The 17,511-nt window shown below is 66.9% G+C and carries 16 protein-coding genes; 7 read left to right on the forward strand and 9 right to left on the reverse strand.

Translation table 11 applies throughout. The features are described from left to right. The first annotated feature begins 101 nt into the window (after positions 1-101). Both FHY09_RS13310 and FHY09_RS13315 read left to right on the forward strand, forming a co-directional pair. The gene (locus tag FHY09_RS13310; protein ID WP_166927369.1) at positions 102-824 is read left to right on the forward strand and encodes a hypothetical protein; all 723 of its coding nucleotides are present in this window, start codon (positions 102-104) and stop codon (positions 822-824) included. 27 nt (positions 825-851) lie between these two features. After that, a complete protein-coding gene (locus FHY09_RS13315; RefSeq protein WP_166927370.1) occupies positions 852-1,448 on the forward strand; it encodes a thymidine kinase in 597 nt (198 codons plus the stop codon). 51 nt (positions 1,449-1,499) lie between these two features. Here FHY09_RS13315 and FHY09_RS13320 read toward each other — a convergent pair whose 3' ends face one another. From FHY09_RS13320 to FHY09_RS13330, 3 genes are all read right to left on the reverse strand, one after another. Continuing rightward, positions 1,500-3,110, reverse strand: coding sequence for a glucan biosynthesis protein D (locus tag FHY09_RS13320; protein WP_166927371.1), 1,611 nt, complete (start codon positions 3,108-3,110; stop codon positions 1,500-1,502). Between the two features lie 125 nt (positions 3,111-3,235). Then, positions 3,236-4,048, reverse strand: coding sequence for a bifunctional DNA-formamidopyrimidine glycosylase/DNA-(apurinic or apyrimidinic site) lyase (mutM, locus tag FHY09_RS13325; RefSeq protein WP_166927372.1), 813 nt, complete (start codon positions 4,046-4,048; stop codon positions 3,236-3,238). A 55-nt stretch (positions 4,049-4,103) separates the two neighbouring features. Next, positions 4,104-4,451 (reverse strand): CREC-EF hand family protein, encoded by a 348-nt coding sequence (locus tag FHY09_RS13330; RefSeq protein WP_166927373.1) that lies wholly within the window; start codon positions 4,449-4,451, stop codon positions 4,104-4,106. 138 nt (positions 4,452-4,589) lie between these two features. Here FHY09_RS13330 and FHY09_RS13335 point away from each other — a divergent pair, with 138 nt between their 5' ends. Continuing rightward, positions 4,590-5,405, forward strand: coding sequence for an ATP-binding cassette domain-containing protein (locus FHY09_RS13335; protein ID WP_208407860.1), 816 nt, complete (start codon positions 4,590-4,592; stop codon positions 5,403-5,405). 51 nt (positions 5,406-5,456) lie between these two features. On the opposite strand, the gene FHY09_RS13340 is transcribed toward FHY09_RS13335, so the two are convergent. Both FHY09_RS13340 and FHY09_RS13345 read right to left on the reverse strand, forming a co-directional pair. Next, complete coding sequence (locus FHY09_RS13340) at positions 5,457-6,659, reverse strand: DUF4785 domain-containing protein (protein ID WP_166927374.1); 1,203 nt, start codon at positions 6,657-6,659, stop codon at positions 5,457-5,459. A gap of 11 nt (positions 6,660-6,670) precedes the next feature. Beyond that, entirely contained in the window at positions 6,671-7,549 is an 879-nt protein-coding gene (locus FHY09_RS13345; RefSeq protein WP_166927375.1) for a DUF7379 domain-containing protein, read from the reverse strand. A gap of 233 nt (positions 7,550-7,782) precedes the next feature. Here FHY09_RS13345 and FHY09_RS13350 point away from each other — a divergent pair, with 233 nt between their 5' ends. Further along, positions 7,783-8,628 (forward strand): acid phosphatase, encoded by an 846-nt coding sequence (locus FHY09_RS13350; protein WP_166927376.1) that lies wholly within the window; start codon positions 7,783-7,785, stop codon positions 8,626-8,628. Between the two features lie 119 nt (positions 8,629-8,747). Next, the gene (locus tag FHY09_RS13355; RefSeq protein WP_166927377.1) at positions 8,748-9,521 is read left to right on the forward strand and encodes a phosphatase PAP2 family protein; all 774 of its coding nucleotides are present in this window, start codon (positions 8,748-8,750) and stop codon (positions 9,519-9,521) included. A gap of 49 nt (positions 9,522-9,570) precedes the next feature. Here FHY09_RS13355 and FHY09_RS13360 read toward each other — a convergent pair whose 3' ends face one another. After that, complete coding sequence (locus FHY09_RS13360) at positions 9,571-11,838, reverse strand: TonB-dependent receptor domain-containing protein (protein WP_166927378.1); 2,268 nt, start codon at positions 11,836-11,838, stop codon at positions 9,571-9,573. 141 nt (positions 11,839-11,979) lie between these two features. On the opposite strand from FHY09_RS13360, the gene FHY09_RS13365 reads away from it, so the two are divergent. Both FHY09_RS13365 and FHY09_RS13370 read left to right on the forward strand, forming a co-directional pair. After that, positions 11,980-12,999, forward strand: a complete 1,020-nt coding sequence (locus FHY09_RS13365) for a TIGR00266 family protein (protein WP_166927379.1) — start codon at positions 11,980-11,982, stop codon at positions 12,997-12,999. Positions 13,000-13,085: 86 nt separating this feature from the next. Continuing rightward, positions 13,086-14,084, forward strand: coding sequence for a patatin-like phospholipase family protein (locus FHY09_RS13370; RefSeq protein ID WP_166927380.1), 999 nt, complete (start codon positions 13,086-13,088; stop codon positions 14,082-14,084). An 18-nt stretch (positions 14,085-14,102) separates the two neighbouring features. Here FHY09_RS13370 and FHY09_RS13375 read toward each other — a convergent pair whose 3' ends face one another. The 3 genes from FHY09_RS13375 to FHY09_RS13385 form a co-directional block, all read right to left on the reverse strand. Beyond that, complete coding sequence (locus FHY09_RS13375) at positions 14,103-15,467, reverse strand: XVIPCD domain-containing protein (protein ID WP_456362816.1); 1,365 nt, start codon at positions 15,465-15,467, stop codon at positions 14,103-14,105. Continuing rightward, positions 15,464-16,345 carry a hypothetical protein gene (locus FHY09_RS13380; RefSeq protein WP_456362817.1) on the reverse strand — a complete coding sequence of 294 codons (882 nt, stop codon included), beginning with the start codon at positions 16,343-16,345 and terminating at the stop codon, positions 15,464-15,466. The genes FHY09_RS13375 and FHY09_RS13380 overlap by 4 nt, the downstream gene beginning before the upstream one ends. Positions 16,346-16,565: 220 nt before the next feature. Then, positions 16,566-17,450, reverse strand: coding sequence for a hypothetical protein (locus tag FHY09_RS13385; RefSeq protein ID WP_166927381.1), 885 nt, complete (start codon positions 17,448-17,450; stop codon positions 16,566-16,568). Between the last annotated feature and the right edge of the window lie 61 nt (positions 17,451-17,511).

Consider the following 17,511-nt stretch of genomic DNA (forward strand, 5'->3'; position numbering starts at 1 on the left):
GCGCAGGCCCATGCCGCTCGCGCCCCCTGACCTCCGGCAGGTGGCAGCCGCCCGCACAAGGCGCACAGTAGCGGCCCGGATGGAACACAGGAGGTGGTGCCATGAACCTGAACACGATGCCCGTACGTGGCCTGTTGATCGCAACGCTGCTGGTGGGTGGCACGGCCGCCACCCCGGCCGCCGAACCTGCGGCGCCCTCGCCGCTGTCACTGCAGGAGCACGCCGTGGTGAGCTCGGCGGCCTACCTGAAGGGCCACCCTGACCTGCGCTACCGGCAACTGGGCATGGCGGCGGCCGAGCAGCGGAAGTTCGTCGATGCACGGCGCTATTACACCCTCGCCGCACGCCATGCGGACAAGCTCTCGCAGGCATTGATGGCCGAACTGCTGTGGAACGGCCAGGGGGGGCCGGCTGACCGCGCGCTCGGTTATGCCTGGATGGACCTGGCAGCCGAGCGGGGTACCGAGTGGCTGCTGCTGCGTCGCGAGGCCTACTGGGCCGCCCTGGACGAGGCCGAGCGCAAGCGTGCGGTGGACGAAGGCCAGGCCCTGTACGCCGAGTTCGCCGATCCGGTGGCCAAGCCGCGGCAGGAGAAGGAGATGCGCCGCAACATGGGCGAGATGACCGGCAGCCGCACCGGCGCACTGGGCTCGACGGTCATGCAGGTGCGCTTCAACGGCCAGCTGGTGCGCGTGCTGCCGGAGGTGTACTACGCCCCGCGCCTGTGGCAGCCGGATGCGTACTGGAACTGGCAGGCGCAGCAGCTGCAGGAAGCCAGCGCGGCGGTGAATGTCGGTACACCCCGGACCCTGCCGAGCAGATGATCCGGCGGGAACGCTAGAATCTGCCGCATGGCGAAGCTCTATTTCTATTATTCGGCAATGAACGCCGGCAAGACCACCACGCTGCTGCAGAGCGCGCACAATTACCGCGAACGCGGCATGCGGGTGGCCATCCTGACCCCCCGCCTGGACAACCGCGCCGGGGCCGGCGTGGTCGCTTCGCGTATCGGGCTGCAGGCCGAAGGCATCGCCTTCGACCGCAGCACTGACCTGCAGCGGCTGATCGAAGCCGACCTCGCCGCGCACGGTCCGCTGGGTTGCGTACTGGTGGATGAAGCACAGTTCCTGGATCGGGCGCAGGTCTGGCAGCTGACCGAAGTGGTCGACCAGCTGCGCATCCCGGTGCTGTGCTATGGCCTGCGCACCGACTTCCGCGGCGAACTGTTCGAAGGCAGCCAGTACCTGCTGGCCTGGGCCGACGAGATGCAGGAGATCAAGACCATCTGCCACAGCGGCAAGAAAGCCACGATGACCGTGCGCGTGGATGCGCAGGGCCGCGCCGTACAGGACGGTCCGCAGGTGGAAATCGGCGGCAACGAACGTTACGTTTCGGTCAGCCGTGCGGAGTTCAAGCGCGTGACCCGCGGTGAAACCCGCATCGAATGATCACCGCGCGCGGGCCGGTGCGCATTTCCCCGCACCGGCTCCCCGCCCGCCTCAGTACAGCGTGCGTTCCGGCGCACCGGCCGGCGGCGGGCTGTACTGGTACAACCAGGTTTCGGTCAGCGTACGGCCGCCACTGCGCAGGAACAGCCGGATATCGATCTGCTGCGTGCTGCCTTCCGGCGGCACCAGATCGAACATCGCGCGATAACCGTCGATCTCCCGCAGGGGGCGCGCGGATACGATCTCCACCCGGCCCTGCGAAGCCTGCACCACGGCTTCCACTTCGCCCTTGTCGATCAGCGCAGCCAGCTCGCCCCCCTTAAAATCGACCGCAAAGCGCCACGAGAAATAGTCGCGCTTCTTGCCGATCACCCCGCCCAGACCGGTCCAGCTGGACACGCAGTGGGCCAGTGGCGGACGCGCCGGCGGCTCGGCACCCCAGTACAACCGGTAACCCACCAGCAGTTCCTGGCCCGGCTGGGGTTTCTCTTTCGGATTCCAGAACGCCACGATGTTGTCGAACGTCTCGTCCACGGTTGGAATCTCGACCAGCTGCACCGAACCCTCGCCCCAGTCACCCTTGGGTTCCACCCACAGGCACGGGCGCTTCTCGTAGAACACGCCGTCATCCTGGTAATGGTCGAAGTTGCGGTCACGCTGCAGCAGGCCGAAGCCACGCGGATTGCGGTCCACGAACATGTTGAAGCGCAGGTTGCGCGGGTTGCACAGCGGGCGCCAGATCCATTCACCGCTGCCGGTCCACATCGACAAGCCGTCGGTATCGTGGATTTCCGGACGCCAGTCCCACGCCATGCGGCGATCGTTCTCACCGACCTGGTACATGCTGGTGCACGGCGCCAGGCCCAGCCGCGCGATGGCCTTGCGCGGGTACAGCGCGCTGTCGATGTCCATCAACAGCACATCGCCATTGGTGATGGCGAAGCGGTACGCGCCGGCCACGCTGGGCGAATCCAGCAGGGCGTACACCACCACGGTGTCGGAGCCCTCATCGGGCTGCTCGAGGTAATAGGCGATGAAGTCCGGGAATTCTTCCGGCGTGCCGGTACCGGTGTCGATCGCCAGGCCGCGGGCGGACTGCCCGTACTGGCCCTCCTTGCCCACGGCACGGAAATAACTGGCGCCGAGGAAGGCGGCGAAATCGCGGTTGGTGTCCTGGCGGGTGTTGAGCCGGAAGCCGGCAAAGCCGAGGTCGGCCGGCAGCTGGCCGTCCTTGATGCCGCTCTTTCCGTAATCAAACGCAGCCCCATCATAAGCCAGCTCCTGCGCCTTGCCGTCCACCACGTCGAACATCCGCACCGGTGAATGGAAGTACAGGCCCAGGTGGAAGAACTTGGCCTGGAAACGGCCCGGCTTGTCGGCCCACAGCGCATGGTCCTGGCGGTAGCCGATGGACTGGTACTGGTCCCAGCTCAAGGCCTCGACCGGGCCCGGCAGCGTGCGTCGATGGGTCACGTAGGGCGCCTGTGACAGCGCGCGCGCCTGCCCCTTGAGGATCGCGAAATCGAAGGCTTCCGGCTGGCCGAGGCGCTGCAGGCCGACCTGCCGGCCCTGTCCGCCCCTGGCGGCATGCGCGGGAAGGCCCGGCAGGCCGAAGGCCGCCAGGGCGAGAGAGGCGTTACGGATGAAATCGCGTCGTTGCATGCAGGCCGCCAGCACGTGGGAAGGGCGACATTATGGGAACACAAACGTTAATTGGGCGGCACTTCCCGATCCCCCCGTTCAGGCCATGGCCGACCGGTCGATCGCAGGCACCGGCCGGGGTGGCCTCAACGCTGGCAGCGGCTGCACCACACACTGGCGCGCTGGCCGATCACCGCATGCTTCAACGGACGCCCACAGTTCCGGCACGGCAGGCCGTCGCGGCCATACACGAACAGCTCCTGCTCGAAATAGCCCGGCGCGCCATCCGGGCTGATGAAATCGCGCAGTGTCGTGCCGCCGCGCGTGATCGCGTGATCGAGGATGGTCTTCACCGCCGCGGCCAGGCGCCGGTAGCGCTCGCGGGAGACCTCGCCCGCCTCGCGCAGGGGGCTGATGCCCGCCCGGAACAGGCTCTCGGCGGCATAGATGTTGCCTACGCCGACCACCACGGCCTGGTCCATCAGGAAGGTTTTCACCGGGGCGCGCCGGCCACGGCTGCGGGCGAACAGATAGTCGCCGTCGAAGGCATCGTCCAGCGGCTCCGGGCCGAGTCCGCGCAGCAGCGGATGGGTCTGCCCGTCCGGCTGCCAGAGCAGGCTGCCAAAGCGACGCGGATCGTTGAAACGCAGCAGCCGCCCGTTGTCCAGGCTGATATCCACGTGATCGTGCGCACGCAGCGGGGTATCGCCTTCGAGCACGCGCAGGCTGCCGGACATGCCCAGGTGCAGCACGGCACTGCCTGCGGCCGTGTCCAGCAGCAGGTACTTGGCCCGGCGGCGCACGTCGAGGATCTGCTGGCCAGGCAGCTGCAGGGCGATGTCCTCGGGGATCGGCCAGCGCAGGTCCGCGCGGCGCAGGATCACGCCATGGATCGCGCGCCCCAGCAGGTGCGGCGCCAGGCCGCGACGGGTGGTTTCAACTTCAGGCAGTTCGGGCATGGCGTGATTCTACGCCGCTGCGCGCGGTGGACCGGTCAACACACCGCGCCCTGGTTCAGCGCGGCGGCGCAGCCAGTTCGCGCGCGTCGAGCACGCCATCGCCGTTGGCATCCTGTCGGTGGAAGCGCTGCTGCAGCACCTGCCGGTGACGATCGCGGGTGATGGGGTTCCCCTTGCCGCCCGGCAGTTCACCGGCCTGCAGCACACCGTCGCCATTGCGGTCCATGCCGTCGAAGGCGTACAGCATCCAGGCCACGTATTCCGCTTCACTGACCGTGCCGTTGCCATCGCTGTCCATGCGCTGCAGGTAACCCCGCGTGTCGGTGACCTGGGCCAGGGCAAGGCCAGGCAGCAGCAGGGCCAGCAGACCGGCTGCGGTGCAGCGGCGACGGGGGGAACGCATGGGGGACATGGCAGGGCCGGCGGGCGAAGGCAGGAGCAGACATCATGGCCGTTCGCACTGCAAACTGCATGGGTCTGCCGGCCCGCCTGCCGGCGCTGCCGGATGAGGCCCACGTTGCCACCGTTGTCTGATGCCCCCATGCGCCTGCCCGAGGTCGAGCCGCCCGCGCTGATCGAACTGGATCGCGCCACTGTGATGCGCGGTCAGGTGAAGGTGCTGCACGGCCTGAGCCTGCGTATCGCGCAGGGCCAGCATACGGCGTTGCTCGGCCCCAATGGCTGCGGCAAGTCCACCCTGATCAAACTGATCACGCGCGAGCTGTATCCGCTGGCGCTCGGCAATGGCGATGCCGCCATCCGGGTACTGGGCCAGACCCGCTGGCAGGTGGACCGGCTGCGCTCGCAGCTGGGCATCGTCAGCGGCGACCTCGGCAGCACCCTGGCCGACATGCCGGGACTGACCGTCGAGCAGGCGGTGCTTTCCGGTTTCTTTGCCAGCTACGTGGTGCCGGCGTTCCGCGAGGTGACCGCGGCCATGCACGAGCAGGTCCGCCAGACCCTGCAACTGACCGGCGCCTCGGCGCTGCGCGAGCGCGCCTACGCCGAGCTCTCGGCGGGCGAAAGCCGGCGCGTGCTGATCGCCCGTGCCCTGGTCAACCGTCCGCGCGCGTTGCTGCTGGACGAGCCCTCCACCGGGCTGGACGTGGTGGCCCGCCAGCAGTTGCTCGGCACGATGCGCGCCTTGGCGCGCGAAGGCATCACCCTGGTGCTGGTCACCCATCACATCGAGGAAGTCATCCCGGAGATCGAGCGCGTGCTGCTGCTGCGCGCGGGCCGGGTGCTCGCCGATGGGCACCGTGACGCGCTGCTGCGCGATGGGCCGCTGTCGGAAACCTTCGGCGGGCCGGTGCGCGTGGTGGAGCATGCCGGTCACCTGACGGCGCATGCGGGCTGAGGGCGGTAGCCGCCAAAGGCACGGTGCCGAGGCACCGTACCCTCGGGCGGGTCAGAACCGCAGCGCGATCGCACGCGACTCGATCGGGGCCATCCGGCTCTGGTCCTGCAGCTGCAGATCGCGCAGCTCATAGGGCGCCCCGTAGCCGTCTGGCAACGCAGCCTGGTCGAACGGCAGGACCAGGTGGCCCGGCCCGGGGCCATCGAACCACGCCGCCGCATGCGCCTGCGCCACGGGCCGCAGCTGGCCATCGGCCGCGCTGGCGTACAGGGTGCCACGCGCCTCGTAGCGGCCGGCGGCAGCGACCTGCAGCGGCAGGCTGACCCGCCGGCTTCGCGTGTCCGGCGTGGCCTGGCCGGCGAAGCGCGCCGTCGGCTGCGCCACGGCGAACGCCACCTTGGCATCGCGCAGCACGCCATCGGCCTGGGCGAACACCTGCAGCTCCCAAAGGCCCTGGGCGGTGCCCACATCATCCGGAACACGCACCTGCGCCTGCAGACTGCCATCGCGGGCGCGCGTCAGGCGTTGCGGCCAGCTGCGGCCGTCGGGAGCGACCAGCAGTGCTTCCCCGCCGAGGCCGCCACGGCGCGCCCCTGCCTGTAGAGAACCGGCGCCGTCCTCGACCAGCCGGGCCTGCAGCTGCACGCTGCCGCCCGCCAGCACCCGCGCCTGGCTGGCCTGCACGTCCAGCCGCAACGGGCTGTTGGGCTCCAGCACCTGCACCACGTAGCGGCCCTGCGCCTGCGCACTCTGCAGCTGGTAGACACCGGCGCTGCCGGCCGCGCCGGTCCGCAGCATGCGGCTGCCCTCGCTGGCCGGCATGCCCGTGTCCTGCAGCTGGCGCGCATCGACGCTGCGGGCCATGCGGCTGTGCCCGGCCGGATCGCGCACCCGCAGCGCGCTGGCAGGCAGGGCGCGTGCGCCCGGCGCGGGGCTGAGCTGGATCACCGCATCCGGCGCGGTCAGGGGCAGGGCGAGGCCACGCTGCAACTGCGCACCGTCGACCTGCTGCCAGTAGCTTCTGCTCACGGCGGTATAGGCGCCCGGGGCCTGCAGGGCCTGCGCCGGGTCCAGCGCCCAGGCGAAGGCCAGCGGTGTGCGCTCGCTTTCATCGGCAGGCAACGGCGCGGCGACCAGTGCGGTGGGTACCTGGTCACCGGCTGCGGCAGCACGCATCGGCCGGGCAGCGTCTGCGGGTGCCGCAGACAGGATCGCCAGCACGGTGGCGCCCAGCACAGTGGAATGGATCGTCATGGTCGTCGTCCTCACGGGGTCAGATCGTTGCGCAGGAGGGTCCCGAGGCCGAAGCATTCGCGGCGGCTCTGGTTGTGGCTCAACGGCTCGGCGCCGCGGGTGCGCGCCGTGTCGGTGAACCATGTGGTGCCGGCTGCCTTCTGGCTGCTGCACTCCAGGAACCCGTCCGAGCATGACGACAACCAGTTCCGGGTGAACTCCAGGCCGACGTTTTCTGCATAACCCCCGCAGTAGCTGTCTGCGTCCCACACTGCCGATTGAACATCGCTGCCGACCACGGCGCGGAATGGCTTTGGCAGCGCCGGCCGCCCCGCGGTGCCGTACAGGTTCTGCGCATTGTACGTGGCCATGTGGCCGACCTGCTGCTGGCGCACGCCGTCGCTGCTGAAGCCCAGCAACCAGCCCAGCGAGGTTTCGAAGGTGTTGCCGTTGATCACCGCGTCGGCCAGCGGCGTACCTGCCGAGGAAGGCGCCAGCGCGGTCACCCTGCGCACGGCGCGGATGATCGCTGGATATCGGCTGTCGTAGGTCGGATTGGACAGGATCCAGCGCATCACATTGCCGCCGTTGGAATGGCTGATGACGTCCAGCCGGGTGATGCCGTGGCTGTCGATGAAGCGGCCCAGCTGCTCGGCCAGGCAGCCGGCGGCTGCCGGCTTCCACATGTATTGGGTGAAGTCGCAGTTGATGACCACAACATTGCGGCTGTCCGGCAGGCCTTGGCTGACGGTGTCGATGATCGCCGGCTGCCAGTAGTCGCGGGTCGCGTTGGTCTGGGCGCCCGTGCCATGTACGAAGGCCACGCCGACCACATCCGCCGCCCCTGCGGCCGGTATCCCCAGCCCGAGCAGAAGGGCCAGCAGGGTACGTCCTGTTGCAATGCTGCGCATCGCGTCTCTCCCGTGTCAGTGGATCCCCCCGATCCGGCTGTGACCTGATGCTCGTCGCGAATGCCTGTGAAAGTCCGTGCGCTACGGCCGGGTTCGCACGATTGGCCGCACGGTCCGACACCTTGCCTTTCCCGCCCGATGACCCTGCACGATCTGGCTGCAGGGCCGCTGGATGCTGCGGCGTCGGGGCAGGACTGCGATCATGTCCGCCGAATCCTGTTCCGAGTTCGTCCATGGTGCCCCTCCCCTGCCTCGCCCGCCCGCTGCCCGCACTGGCACTGGTGCTCGCTCTCGCTCTGGCCGGTTGCGCAGCCACCGGTGACAGACCCACGGCCGTTGAGGCCAGCGTCACCACCCGCGCCGTGGGTTACCTGGCCGCCGACGCGGTACCGGCCAGCCTGCAGCTGGTGCCCGCGCCGCCCGCCGCCGGCTCGGCCGCCTTCGCACTGGACGAGCAGGTCAGCCGACAGGCGCGTGCGCTGCGGGAAACACCGCGTTTCCTGCAGGCCACGGCGGATGCCGAGCTGGCATTCCCGGCCGGTGCGAACCAGTTTTCCTGCGCGATCGATCTGGACGTGGATGCCGAACACACCCCAGCGCTCTACCGCCTGCTCGAGCGCAGCCGCATCGACGCCAGCGCGGCCACCCGGGCGGCCAAGCACAGGTATCAGCGGCCGCGTCCGTTCACGGTCAATGGCGAACCGACCTGCACACCGGCCGACGAAACCGCGCTGCGCGGCAACGGGTCCTATCCTTCGGGCCATACCGCGATCGGCTGGGCGTGGGCGCTGATCCTCTCGGAAATCGTGCCCGAGCGTGCAGACGCCATCCAGGTGCGCGGCCGCAACTACGGCGAGAGCCGGCTGGTGTGCAACGTGCACTGGCAGAGCGACATCCTCGAAGGACGCTTCATGGGTGCGGCGGCCGTGGCGCGGTTGCACGGCAACGCCGCGTTCCAGCAGGACCTGCAGGCCGCGCGCCGCGAGATCGCCCTGGCCCACCGCGCAGGACGCCACGCGAGTCGCGACTGCGCGGCTGAAGAGGCCGTACTGAAGGTGCGTCCGGCCAGCGCGCTGTAACCGGCGTCCGTTGCGAAGGGGTGCTGCGCGATCATTCCTGAGGGTCACTGACGGCAACCTCCTGTTCCACGCCCGGGCCATCGGCGCCAGAGTGGCTCCCCCAACCCGGAGCCCTGCCCATGTCGCTGCGTCCGTCCCTCTGCGTCCTCCTCATCCTCGGCGCCGCCGCGGCCCTGCCGGCATCCGCCGCACCCGGAGGCTATATCGCACCGGCCGATACCCTCGACGCCGTTGCCCTTCTGCCCTCGCCTCCGGCCGCCACCTCGGCCGCCATGGCCCTGGATCTGGAGGTCAGCGCGCAGGCCCTGGACGCATCATCGGCGGCGCGCCGTGCACAGGCCACTGTCGATGCCGACATGGCGTTGCCCGCAGGCCCATCGCTGTTCACCTGCGCGGTCGGCGTGCAGATCACTGAAGCGGGCACGCCCGCGCTCTATCGCCTGCTCCGCCTCACGCGCAAGGACGCCAAGGCGGCCGTGGCCGCGGCCAAGGAACACCATGCACGGCCGCGGCCTTCGGCAACCAACGGCAGGCCGAACTGCAGCGGCACGCCGGACCTTCCCGAATCCTATCCCTCCGGACACGCCACGGTCGGTGCCGTGTGGGCGCAGGTGCTGGGTGAACTGTTTCCCGAGCGGGTGGTGGCGATCGAGCAGCGTGGCCGTTCACTGGGCGACAGCCGTCTGATCTGCAACAAGCATTGGCACAGCGACGTCGTCCAGGCACGTACAGTGGCGGCCGCGGTCACCGCGCAGCTGCATGCCGCACCCGCTTTCCAGCGCGACCTGGCCCTGGCGCGGGAGGAAATCGCACGGACGGGGAAGGACACCGGCAGCCGCGACTGCGCGGCTGAAGAGGCGGTGCTGAGGGAGCGCCCGGCCAGCGCGCTGTAAGGCGGCCGCAGGCAGCGCCGGGCAGTGCCCGGCGCTGCGGACGCACCGCTTAGAACTTCGCGGTGAACTCCAGGCCGAACGTGCGCGGCTCGTTGAGGAAGCCGGTCAGGTTGTTGAAGTCGATCGCACCGACGACCCGGGTCTGATCGGTCAGGTTGCGACCGTACACGGCGACGTCGTACTGGCCGTAATCCCAGTTGTAGCCCAGGCGCAGGCCACCTTCCAGCGAGCTGCGGCTGCGGAACTCCGGTGACTCGTACAGGAAGAAGTTGACCGCGCTCTTGTAGGCCCAGTCGGTATACACGTAGAACTCGCTCGAGTCGTTCACCGGGAAGCCGGCGCGCAGGGTCAGGTTGTGGATCCACCTGGGCGCCTGCGGCAGCGGATTGCCGTTGACCAGTGCGAAGGTGCCGCCGCCGATCACCGTGGTCGGATCGGTGATGGTGCAACCGCCGCCGCACACCGCCACCGCCAGGTCGCGGTCCTTGATCTCGGTGTCGTTGTAGCTGCTGCCCAGGGTCATCAGCACGGTGTCGGTCAGGTAAGCCTCCAGGTCCAGCTCGAAGCCCTGGCCGAGGGTCTTGTCGGCATTGAGCAGCGTGGCCGTGTTGTTGGTACCGCCGACGGCGATCAGCTGCTGGCCGTCCACGTCGTAGCGGAACACGTTGAAACCCAGGCGCGCGCGGCGATCGAACAGATCGGCCTTGATGCCGGCTTCGTAGGAGATCACTTTCTCCGAATCGGCCTGGGTGACACCGCCGAAGGCCAGCCGGCCCTGGATGGACGGCGCGCGGAAGCCCTTGGCCACGCGCGCATAGGCGTTGACGTTGTCGGTGAGCTGGTAGACACCGCTCAGATCCCAGCTGACGTCATCCACATCGGTGTCGGCCAGGTACGGGCCGCTGACCGGCGTGCCACCCGGTACCGCCTGCAGCACGCTGGCGGTGAAGTCCTTCTTGTCCTGCGTGTAGCGCACGCCGCCGCGCAGCTTGAAGCGCTCGGTCACGTCGAAATCGCCGGAGGCGAAGGCGGCCCATGCCTTGTTGCGCTGGCTCTGCACGGCATGGCCGGTCTGCGGGTTGCCGGGGGTCAGCGAGTCGTAGTTGAAGCTGTCGATGGTGACGTCTTCATCGAAGTAGAACACGCCCGCCTGCCAGTCGAAGCGGCCCCACTCATTGGATTCCACACGGAATTCCTGCGTCCACTGGCGGTGGTGCGGCAGGCCGTCGGCCGACTCGGACGGGAACGGGATCAGGCCCGGGCCGGAGTTGCCGGCGCCGAGGAAAGCGGCGCCGTAGCCACCGTCCACGTCACCGTGGTTGAGCGACTCGGCGGTCTCATACCCGGTGATCGAGTGCAGCGTCACCGGGCCCAGGTTCCACTGCAGGCGCGCGCTGCCGCCCCAGGTTTCCAGCTCGGAGAAGTTCAGGCCGTCGGTGGCGACCTTGTCACGGTCGAAATTCTCCACCAGCGCGTTGCTGCCCGGCTGCAGGATGTTGGCGCGGAACAGGCGTGCGGTGCCGTTGAGCTTGCGCTTGTGCAGGTTGAACAGGCCTTCGAAGGCGTCGCCCTCATACAGGAACTGCACGCGACCGGCGGCTTCGTCGTAGCCCTCGAAGCCGTCGCTCGGTGCATTGGCCACCGTGTTGTCCACGTAGTTGTCGCGGCGCTGGTAGAGGGCGGAAACGCGCGCCGACCAGCGATCGGTCAATGGACCGCCGTAGGCGCCCTGGGTGTTCCACGTGTTGTAGCTGCCGTAGGAGACCTTGACGTAGCCATCGGCATCCTGCGAGGGACGCGCCGAATCGAACTTCACCACGCCGGCCGGCGTGTTGCGGCCGAACAGCGTGCCCTGCGGACCGCGCAGCACTTCCACGCCGGCCAGGTCGAACAACGGGAAGCCCTTGAGCAGCGGGCTTTCCTGCACCACGTCGTCATACACCAGTGACACCGGCTGCGAGGCATTGAGATCGAAATCGGTATTGCCCAGGCCGCGGATGTAGAAGCGCGGGAAGGCACGTCCGTAGGACGATTCGATATTCAAACTGGGCACGCGCGCGGCCAGGAAACGGATGTCATCGCCGGCCGAACCGAGCACGTCCAGCTTTTCACCCTGGATCGCGGTGATGGCCACCGGCACGTCCTTGGCGTTTTCGACACGGCGCTGGGCCGTGACCTGCAGCGCATCCAGAGCAACCGGATCCTTGCCGGCCGGTGCCTGCTGGGCGGCGGCCGAAAGCGGCAGCAGAGTGGAAAGAGCGAGAACGAGCGGACGCACGACCGGTCGGCGGTCGTGGACGGAACGGTTCGGGGACATGGCGGTAGGCTGTGTTGGGAAGGGTGGTGGAACGGCGCTACCTGATAATTGTTGCAATACAACACGCGCGTCGCAAATGCCGACCGTTCATGGCCGGTCCCGCTAGACTCGCCCCACCCGCCTTTTCGTGGACCCGCAGCGATGACCCAGTGGTACTTCCATGTTCCCGGCCAGACCGACCGCGTCGGGCCGCTCGATGATCTCGCTGCCCAGCGCTACGCGCAGGCCACTCCGCAGGCGAAGACCTGGTGCGAGGGCATGAGCGGCTGGATGGCCATTTCCGACGTGCCCGAGCTGCGGGCCGATGCCGCGGTGCCCGGTTCCGTGGCACCGCCGCCGTTCCCGCCCCGGGACGCACGCACCCGGCGCGCTGACGACATCGATTTCCGCATCGTGGGCCATGAGATGCAGTTCGTCGAGATCGAGCTGGACCCGGGCGAGAGTGCGGTGGCCGAAGCGGGCGCGCTGATGTTCAAGGATGCCGCCGTGCAGATGGACACGGTCTTCGGCGATGGGTCGCACAGCGGCCCCGGCGGTGGATTCATGGACAAACTGATGACTGCCGGGCGCCGCGTGCTCACCGGTGAAAGCCTGTTCGCCACGCTCTACACCCATACCGGCCAGGGCAAGGCCAAGGTGGCCTTCGCCGCGCCCTACCCCGGCACCGTGCTGCCGATGCGGCTGGACGAGCATGGTGGCCGGCTGATCTGCCAGAAGGACAGCTTCCTGGCCGGCGCACGCGGGGTGCGCATCGGCGTGCAGCTGCAGCGCCGGATCATGACCGGGCTGTTCGGCGGCGAGGGCTTCATCATGCAGAAACTCGAGGGCGATGGCTGGGTGTTCATCCATGCCGGTGGCTGCGTGGTCGAGCGTGAACTGGCGGCCGGTGAGCGCGTGGACGTGGATACCGGCTGCGTGGTGGCCTACCACGCGGGGGTGACCATGGACGTGCGCCGGGTGGCCGGCATCAAGAGCATGCTGTTCGGCGGCGAAGGCGTTTTCCTGGCCACGCTGACCGGTCCGGGCAAGGTCTGGCTGCAGTCGCTGCCGTTCTCGCGCCTGGCCGGACGCATGTGGATGGCCGCACCGCAGGCCGGCGGCAAGCGCCGCGGCGAAGGCGGCGGGCTGGCCGGCATGCTGGGCGGCGACAAGGGCTTCTGAGCGCCGGTACCGCCGCGCGCGATGATTGCCGGCGTTACGGCAGGGTCCGCTATGCTGGCGCACTTTCCCGCTGCGTCCCCTTGCCGATGACCGTTTCCCGCACCCGCCTGCTGCTGTCCGTTGCCCTGCTCGGCCTGCTGGCCGGTTGCGGGGGCGACCCCGTGCGCCCCGCTCCGCCGCCTGTCACGACCGTGGTGCCGGCGGCCAAGCCGCTGAAGATCGGCGTGGCGCTGGGCGGCGGCGCCGCCAAGGGCTTTGCGCATATCGGGGTGATCAAGATGCTCGAGGCCAACGGCTTCGAGCCGGTGGTGGTGGCCGGCACCAGTGCGGGCAGCGTGGTCGGCGCGCTGTATGCCAGCGGCATGGATGCCTTCCAGATGCAGACCAGGGCCGTCGCTCTGGACGAGGCCAGCATCCGCGATGTGCGCCTGTTCTCCGGCGGGCTGGTACAGGGCCAGAAGCTGCAGGACTACGTCAACCAGCAGGTCGGCAACCGCCCCGCCGAGCGCCTGCGCAAGCCGTTCGCGGCCGTGGCCACCAACCTGGAAACGGGCGAGCGCGCGGTCTTCGTGCGCGGCAACGTGGGCCAGGCGGTGCGCGCATCCAGCAGCATTCCCGGCGTGTTCGAACCGGTGAAGATCGGCAGCCACAATTTTGTCGACGGCGGCGTGGTCAGCCCGGTGCCGGTGGATGCCGCGAGGCAGCTGGGCGCCGAGTTCGTGATCGCCGTGGACATCTCCAGCAAGGCCTCGGGCAAGACCCCGGTCGGCATGCTCGGGATCGTCAACCAGTCGATCGCGATCATGGGACAGCGCCTGGGCGAGCAGGAGCTGGCGCGTGCCGACATCATCATCCGCCCGCGCGTGCTGGACATCGGCGCCGCCGATTTCAGCCAGCGCGGCACCGCGATCCTGGAAGGCGAGAAAGCGGCGATGGCTGCGATGCCGCAGATCCGCGCGAAGATCGAGCAGATCCAGCGTGCGCGGGCCGCTGCCCTGCTGCCGCCGGCCGCGCCGAAGCCCAAGTGCGAGGCCCCTTCGCGACTGGGCCGGATGCTGGGCCGCGATCCGAAGTGCGGGGGCTGACGCCCGCGGTGCGACCTGTCAGGCTGACATCGCCGGGCCGGGCTGACCGGCCTGCAGACTGATCTGGGCGTCCTGCACCGCAGGTTGACTTCCGCGGTGCTGTTCAACGGCAGCGACCTGCTGGAACGACTGCTCCAACGGTTGAGCGATCGCGTCACACGTGGGCATATGTGCGCGCTTGTGCAGGAAATCCGCCATCCCCCCCTCGACCACAAACACCCTCTCCCCGCTTTCCAGAGATGGGGTCCTGGTGTTCAACACCACGTGGTCCACGCGCTCAAGCCCGCTGCACACCGCCAGCGCGGTCAGACTGGAGGCCATGCAGGCGCTGTGCGTATCCCACGGCTTGCCCGCGGCCGAATCCAGTGCGCGTACACCCTCGGCACACTGCTGCCAGAGCGCATGGCGTGGGTGGCCGGGCACGGTGAAGTCGATGGAGGCGTGCAACTGCCCGGCAGGCACCATCCGGGGTTCGGCATCGGAGATCAGCCACGGGCTGCGGACGATGGGACGGTCGCGGTTGGGATCGTCCGGATGAAACTGCTGGCGGAGCGCCTCGCGCTGCTGCCGGACATCATGGGCGTCGTCCAGATGATGTAGCACGGCGGGATCGGTGACATCCCGGCGTCCCAGCGGAATACCCACGCCCGGAACCGGAACCGGCACGACGCCGGCCTGTACGGTCACCGGAGCAGAGACCTGCACCGTCCAACGGCCTTCGTCAGTCCGCTGGTACATGCTGCCGTTGTAGAGAATGGTGTCAGGATCGATGTTGGAGACCGGATTCATCCCGTGCGGCGCGCGCGCGAGCGCCATGTCCCGGACGTAACCCTCGGGATCATCGATGAGCTCGCGATACTTGCCGAGGATGAGCGCTGTGGTCTCTCCCATGCGATCAAGCCCGCGGCGGTTGTTGTCCAGGAGCATGGACCAGACCTGGTCGGCCTCCGCCTCACCGCCGTGTTTACGCGCGGCTTCGAGGAGTTTGTAGGGCGTCCAGGCGGAGGGATCGACCCTGATCTCTCTGAAAGCGAGGTCATGGCAATCCTTTATATCCTTGACAGGCAGGTTCAGAGCCAGATCAGGCCGGCCACTATCGAAGGCAGCCTGCCGGCGCAACACATCACGCCGCACAAGCTCCACTCCGAATCGCTGCCAATCGCTCTCTGACATGTTCAGGCCATCAACACGTGCTTGGCTAGCCGCGAAGCTATTTGCTGTGGCACCCGGTGCATTATCATTTCTAACAACACCCAAGGCGAGAAGGCCATAGCCGTCATTCCCTTCCTTCTGCGCCAGATAGTTGAAATAGAGCTCCCGGTTACCCGCTGTTGCGTATTGTTGAAGGATAAGCAAATCTGCTTTTTTCAGCTCCGCACTCACTTATGGGATCCTCCGTCCGCATTCGCCCCACTGCGCAAACTTCTCAAGAATATCGATCTTGCTCGGTCCTCGATGCGCTGCCAGTCGGTTAGGCCAACGCGCACATAATTGATGCTGACCTGAGTGTTGTGGTCCGGGATGGCGAAGGTATGATCACAATCAGGAAGTCCATACACATCATTTCTCACCATCTTCCCATCCCGATACTCCACACCTGTCCCGACGACGTTGCGAGAAGTGCACTTTATAACGGTTTCGACATCTCCATTTTTGCCGCGCTTTAGGAACCAGTCCCTGTTCCAATTGTCCTGCATACCAGGAGCCGATTCCGGGAGACCGTTTCGTCGGTGGTATTCTCGTATCCGGTCCATGTCGGCATAGTACGGAGTCAGCCCGTTAACAGGCTCGCCGAGCTGACGTCCTTCAAGAGAAGCCGCGGGGTTGTCAGGCAAATAGTTCGTATTCGTGTAGGTGTTGCGCATCGCCTGATGGATGTCGATGCGATCGATATAGTGATAGCTCACCGCTACCGTTCTTGTTGACACGTCCAGTTTGAGATTGCTCCGTTCACCCGGCAGGAACGCCTCAAGCGACGGGTATTCCAGCGCCAGCGCAAAGCTGCCGTCGAATTCGGTGCCCATCTGGTTGTCGAAATAGTTCTGAGGGAGCTCGAGCAGATACGGCCCTACACAGGCCTGCTTGATCGGCACAGGGACGGCGGTAGGGTCCTGAGGACCGGTGCTTCTCACCCTCACACACCCTTGCGCGTTGGTCTGTGTTTCGAGCACCGGATTGGGCGGCTCGCTTGCGCGGCAGGCTGAAAGTGCGAGCATCATGGATACCAGCACGCTGGCGCGCCTTCCTTCATGTTTCATCATGTCGCGCTTCCGTGATTTTTTCATGATTTTTTGAGTAGAGCGTGGTAAGTATCGCGTTCGCACTGCCCAGAATCTAGACGTCGTGCAGTGCGTTCAGCGGTTCTTTTCTTATGATTGCCTTGGCTTTGTAACGTCGCCCCTTGATGCTGGAACGGAGCTACTCAGGCATCGTAACTCTTGGGAGTTTCCAGTTACTGCCCAGCACGATCCACATGATCGTTCACTTCTGCCTCCGTCGGTTATCAGAGTGGACCTGTGCAGGCCCGCGAAGGCTTCGCTCGAAGAGCATCCGCGCACGCTCTTCAATGCGACGCCAGTCGGGAAGGCCAATCCGCGCATAGTGCAGACGTACCTTCGTGTCATGCTCTTCAAGCGTGAAGATGTGTTCACAGTAAGGGAGCTCATGCGCCTTGTTCTTAGCTATCTTTCCATTTCTGTACTCGACGCCCGTCTCTTTCACATTGCGCGAAGTGCATTTGATCACCGTTGTCACCTCACCAGTTTCGCTGCGCCGGAGAAACCAGTCCTTGTGCCAACGGTCCTGCATGACAGGCGCCGATTCTGCCCGGCCATGCTCGCGCTCGTAAGCACGTATTCTGGCCATATCGGCGTAGTAGGGGGTCAGGCCAAAGATCGGCTCACCCAACTCACGCCCCTCCAGAGAGGCTGCGGGATCGTGTGGTTCAGACACCATGTTGCTGTAGGAGTTTCTCATTGCCTGACGGATATCGATTCGGTCGATGTAATCATAAGTAACCGTGACCGTTCTGATTCCCACATCGACAGAGATATTGCTCCGCTCTCCCGGCTTGAAAGGCTTCAATGAGGGATATTCCAGCGCCAGCGCGAAGCTGCCATCGAACTCCGTCCCCATCTGGTTATAGAAATAGTTCTGCGGCAGTTCCAGCAGGTAAGGCCCGACACACGCTTGCTTGATTGGTACCGGGATGGCCGCAGGGTCTTGAGGACCGGTGCTTCTCACTCGGACGCAGCCCTGTTCGTTGGCCTGCGTTTCCACCAGGGGAACGGGCGGCTCGCCGGCGCTGCAGGCGGTCATCGCCCAGGCCATCAGCACAGTCAGTGCCTGGCGTGACAGGGCGAGCATGCGTCGGGTGGCCCGGCAGGATCGTGGCGATGACATGAGGGCAACCCGCTCCTAGCTGTAG

It is taken from the genome of Xanthomonas sp. 60 (genome assembly GCF_011761925.1).

Bases quoted from the DNA above. Each gene is read 5' to 3' on its own strand.
- FHY09_RS13315 (WP_166927370.1), top strand. From the start codon at position 852: ATGGCGAAGCTCTATTTCTATTATTCGGCAATGAACGCCGGCAAGACC.
- FHY09_RS13335 (WP_208407860.1), top strand. From the start codon at position 4,590: ATGCGCCTGCCCGAGGTCGAGCCGCCCGCGCTGATCGAACTGGATCGC.
- FHY09_RS13330 (WP_166927373.1), bottom strand. From the start codon at position 4,451: ATGCGTTCCCCCCGTCGCCGCTGCACCGCAGCCGGTCTGCTGGCCCTG.
- FHY09_RS13370 (WP_166927380.1), top strand. From the start codon at position 13,086: ATGACCGTTTCCCGCACCCGCCTGCTGCTGTCCGTTGCCCTGCTCGGC.
- FHY09_RS13345 (WP_166927375.1), bottom strand. From the start codon at position 7,549: ATGCGCAGCATTGCAACAGGACGTACCCTGCTGGCCCTTCTGCTCGGG.
- FHY09_RS13355 (WP_166927377.1), top strand. From the start codon at position 8,748: ATGTCGCTGCGTCCGTCCCTCTGCGTCCTCCTCATCCTCGGCGCCGCC.
- FHY09_RS13320 (WP_166927371.1), bottom strand. From the start codon at position 3,110: ATGCAACGACGCGATTTCATCCGTAACGCCTCTCTCGCCCTGGCGGCC.
- FHY09_RS13340 (WP_166927374.1), bottom strand. From the start codon at position 6,659: ATGACGATCCATTCCACTGTGCTGGGCGCCACCGTGCTGGCGATCCTG.
- FHY09_RS13350 (WP_166927376.1), top strand. From the start codon at position 7,783: ATGGTGCCCCTCCCCTGCCTCGCCCGCCCGCTGCCCGCACTGGCACTG.
- FHY09_RS13365 (WP_166927379.1), top strand. From the start codon at position 11,980: ATGACCCAGTGGTACTTCCATGTTCCCGGCCAGACCGACCGCGTCGGG.
- mutM (WP_166927372.1), bottom strand. From the start codon at position 4,048: ATGCCCGAACTGCCTGAAGTTGAAACCACCCGTCGCGGCCTGGCGCCG.
- FHY09_RS13360 (WP_166927378.1), bottom strand. From the start codon at position 11,838: ATGTCCCCGAACCGTTCCGTCCACGACCGCCGACCGGTCGTGCGTCCG.
- FHY09_RS13385 (WP_166927381.1), bottom strand. From the start codon at position 17,450: ATGCTCGCCCTGTCACGCCAGGCACTGACTGTGCTGATGGCCTGGGCG.
- FHY09_RS13380 (WP_456362817.1), bottom strand. From the start codon at position 16,345: ATGATGAAACATGAAGGAAGGCGCGCCAGCGTGCTGGTATCCATGATG.
- FHY09_RS13310 (WP_166927369.1), top strand. From the start codon at position 102: ATGAACCTGAACACGATGCCCGTACGTGGCCTGTTGATCGCAACGCTG.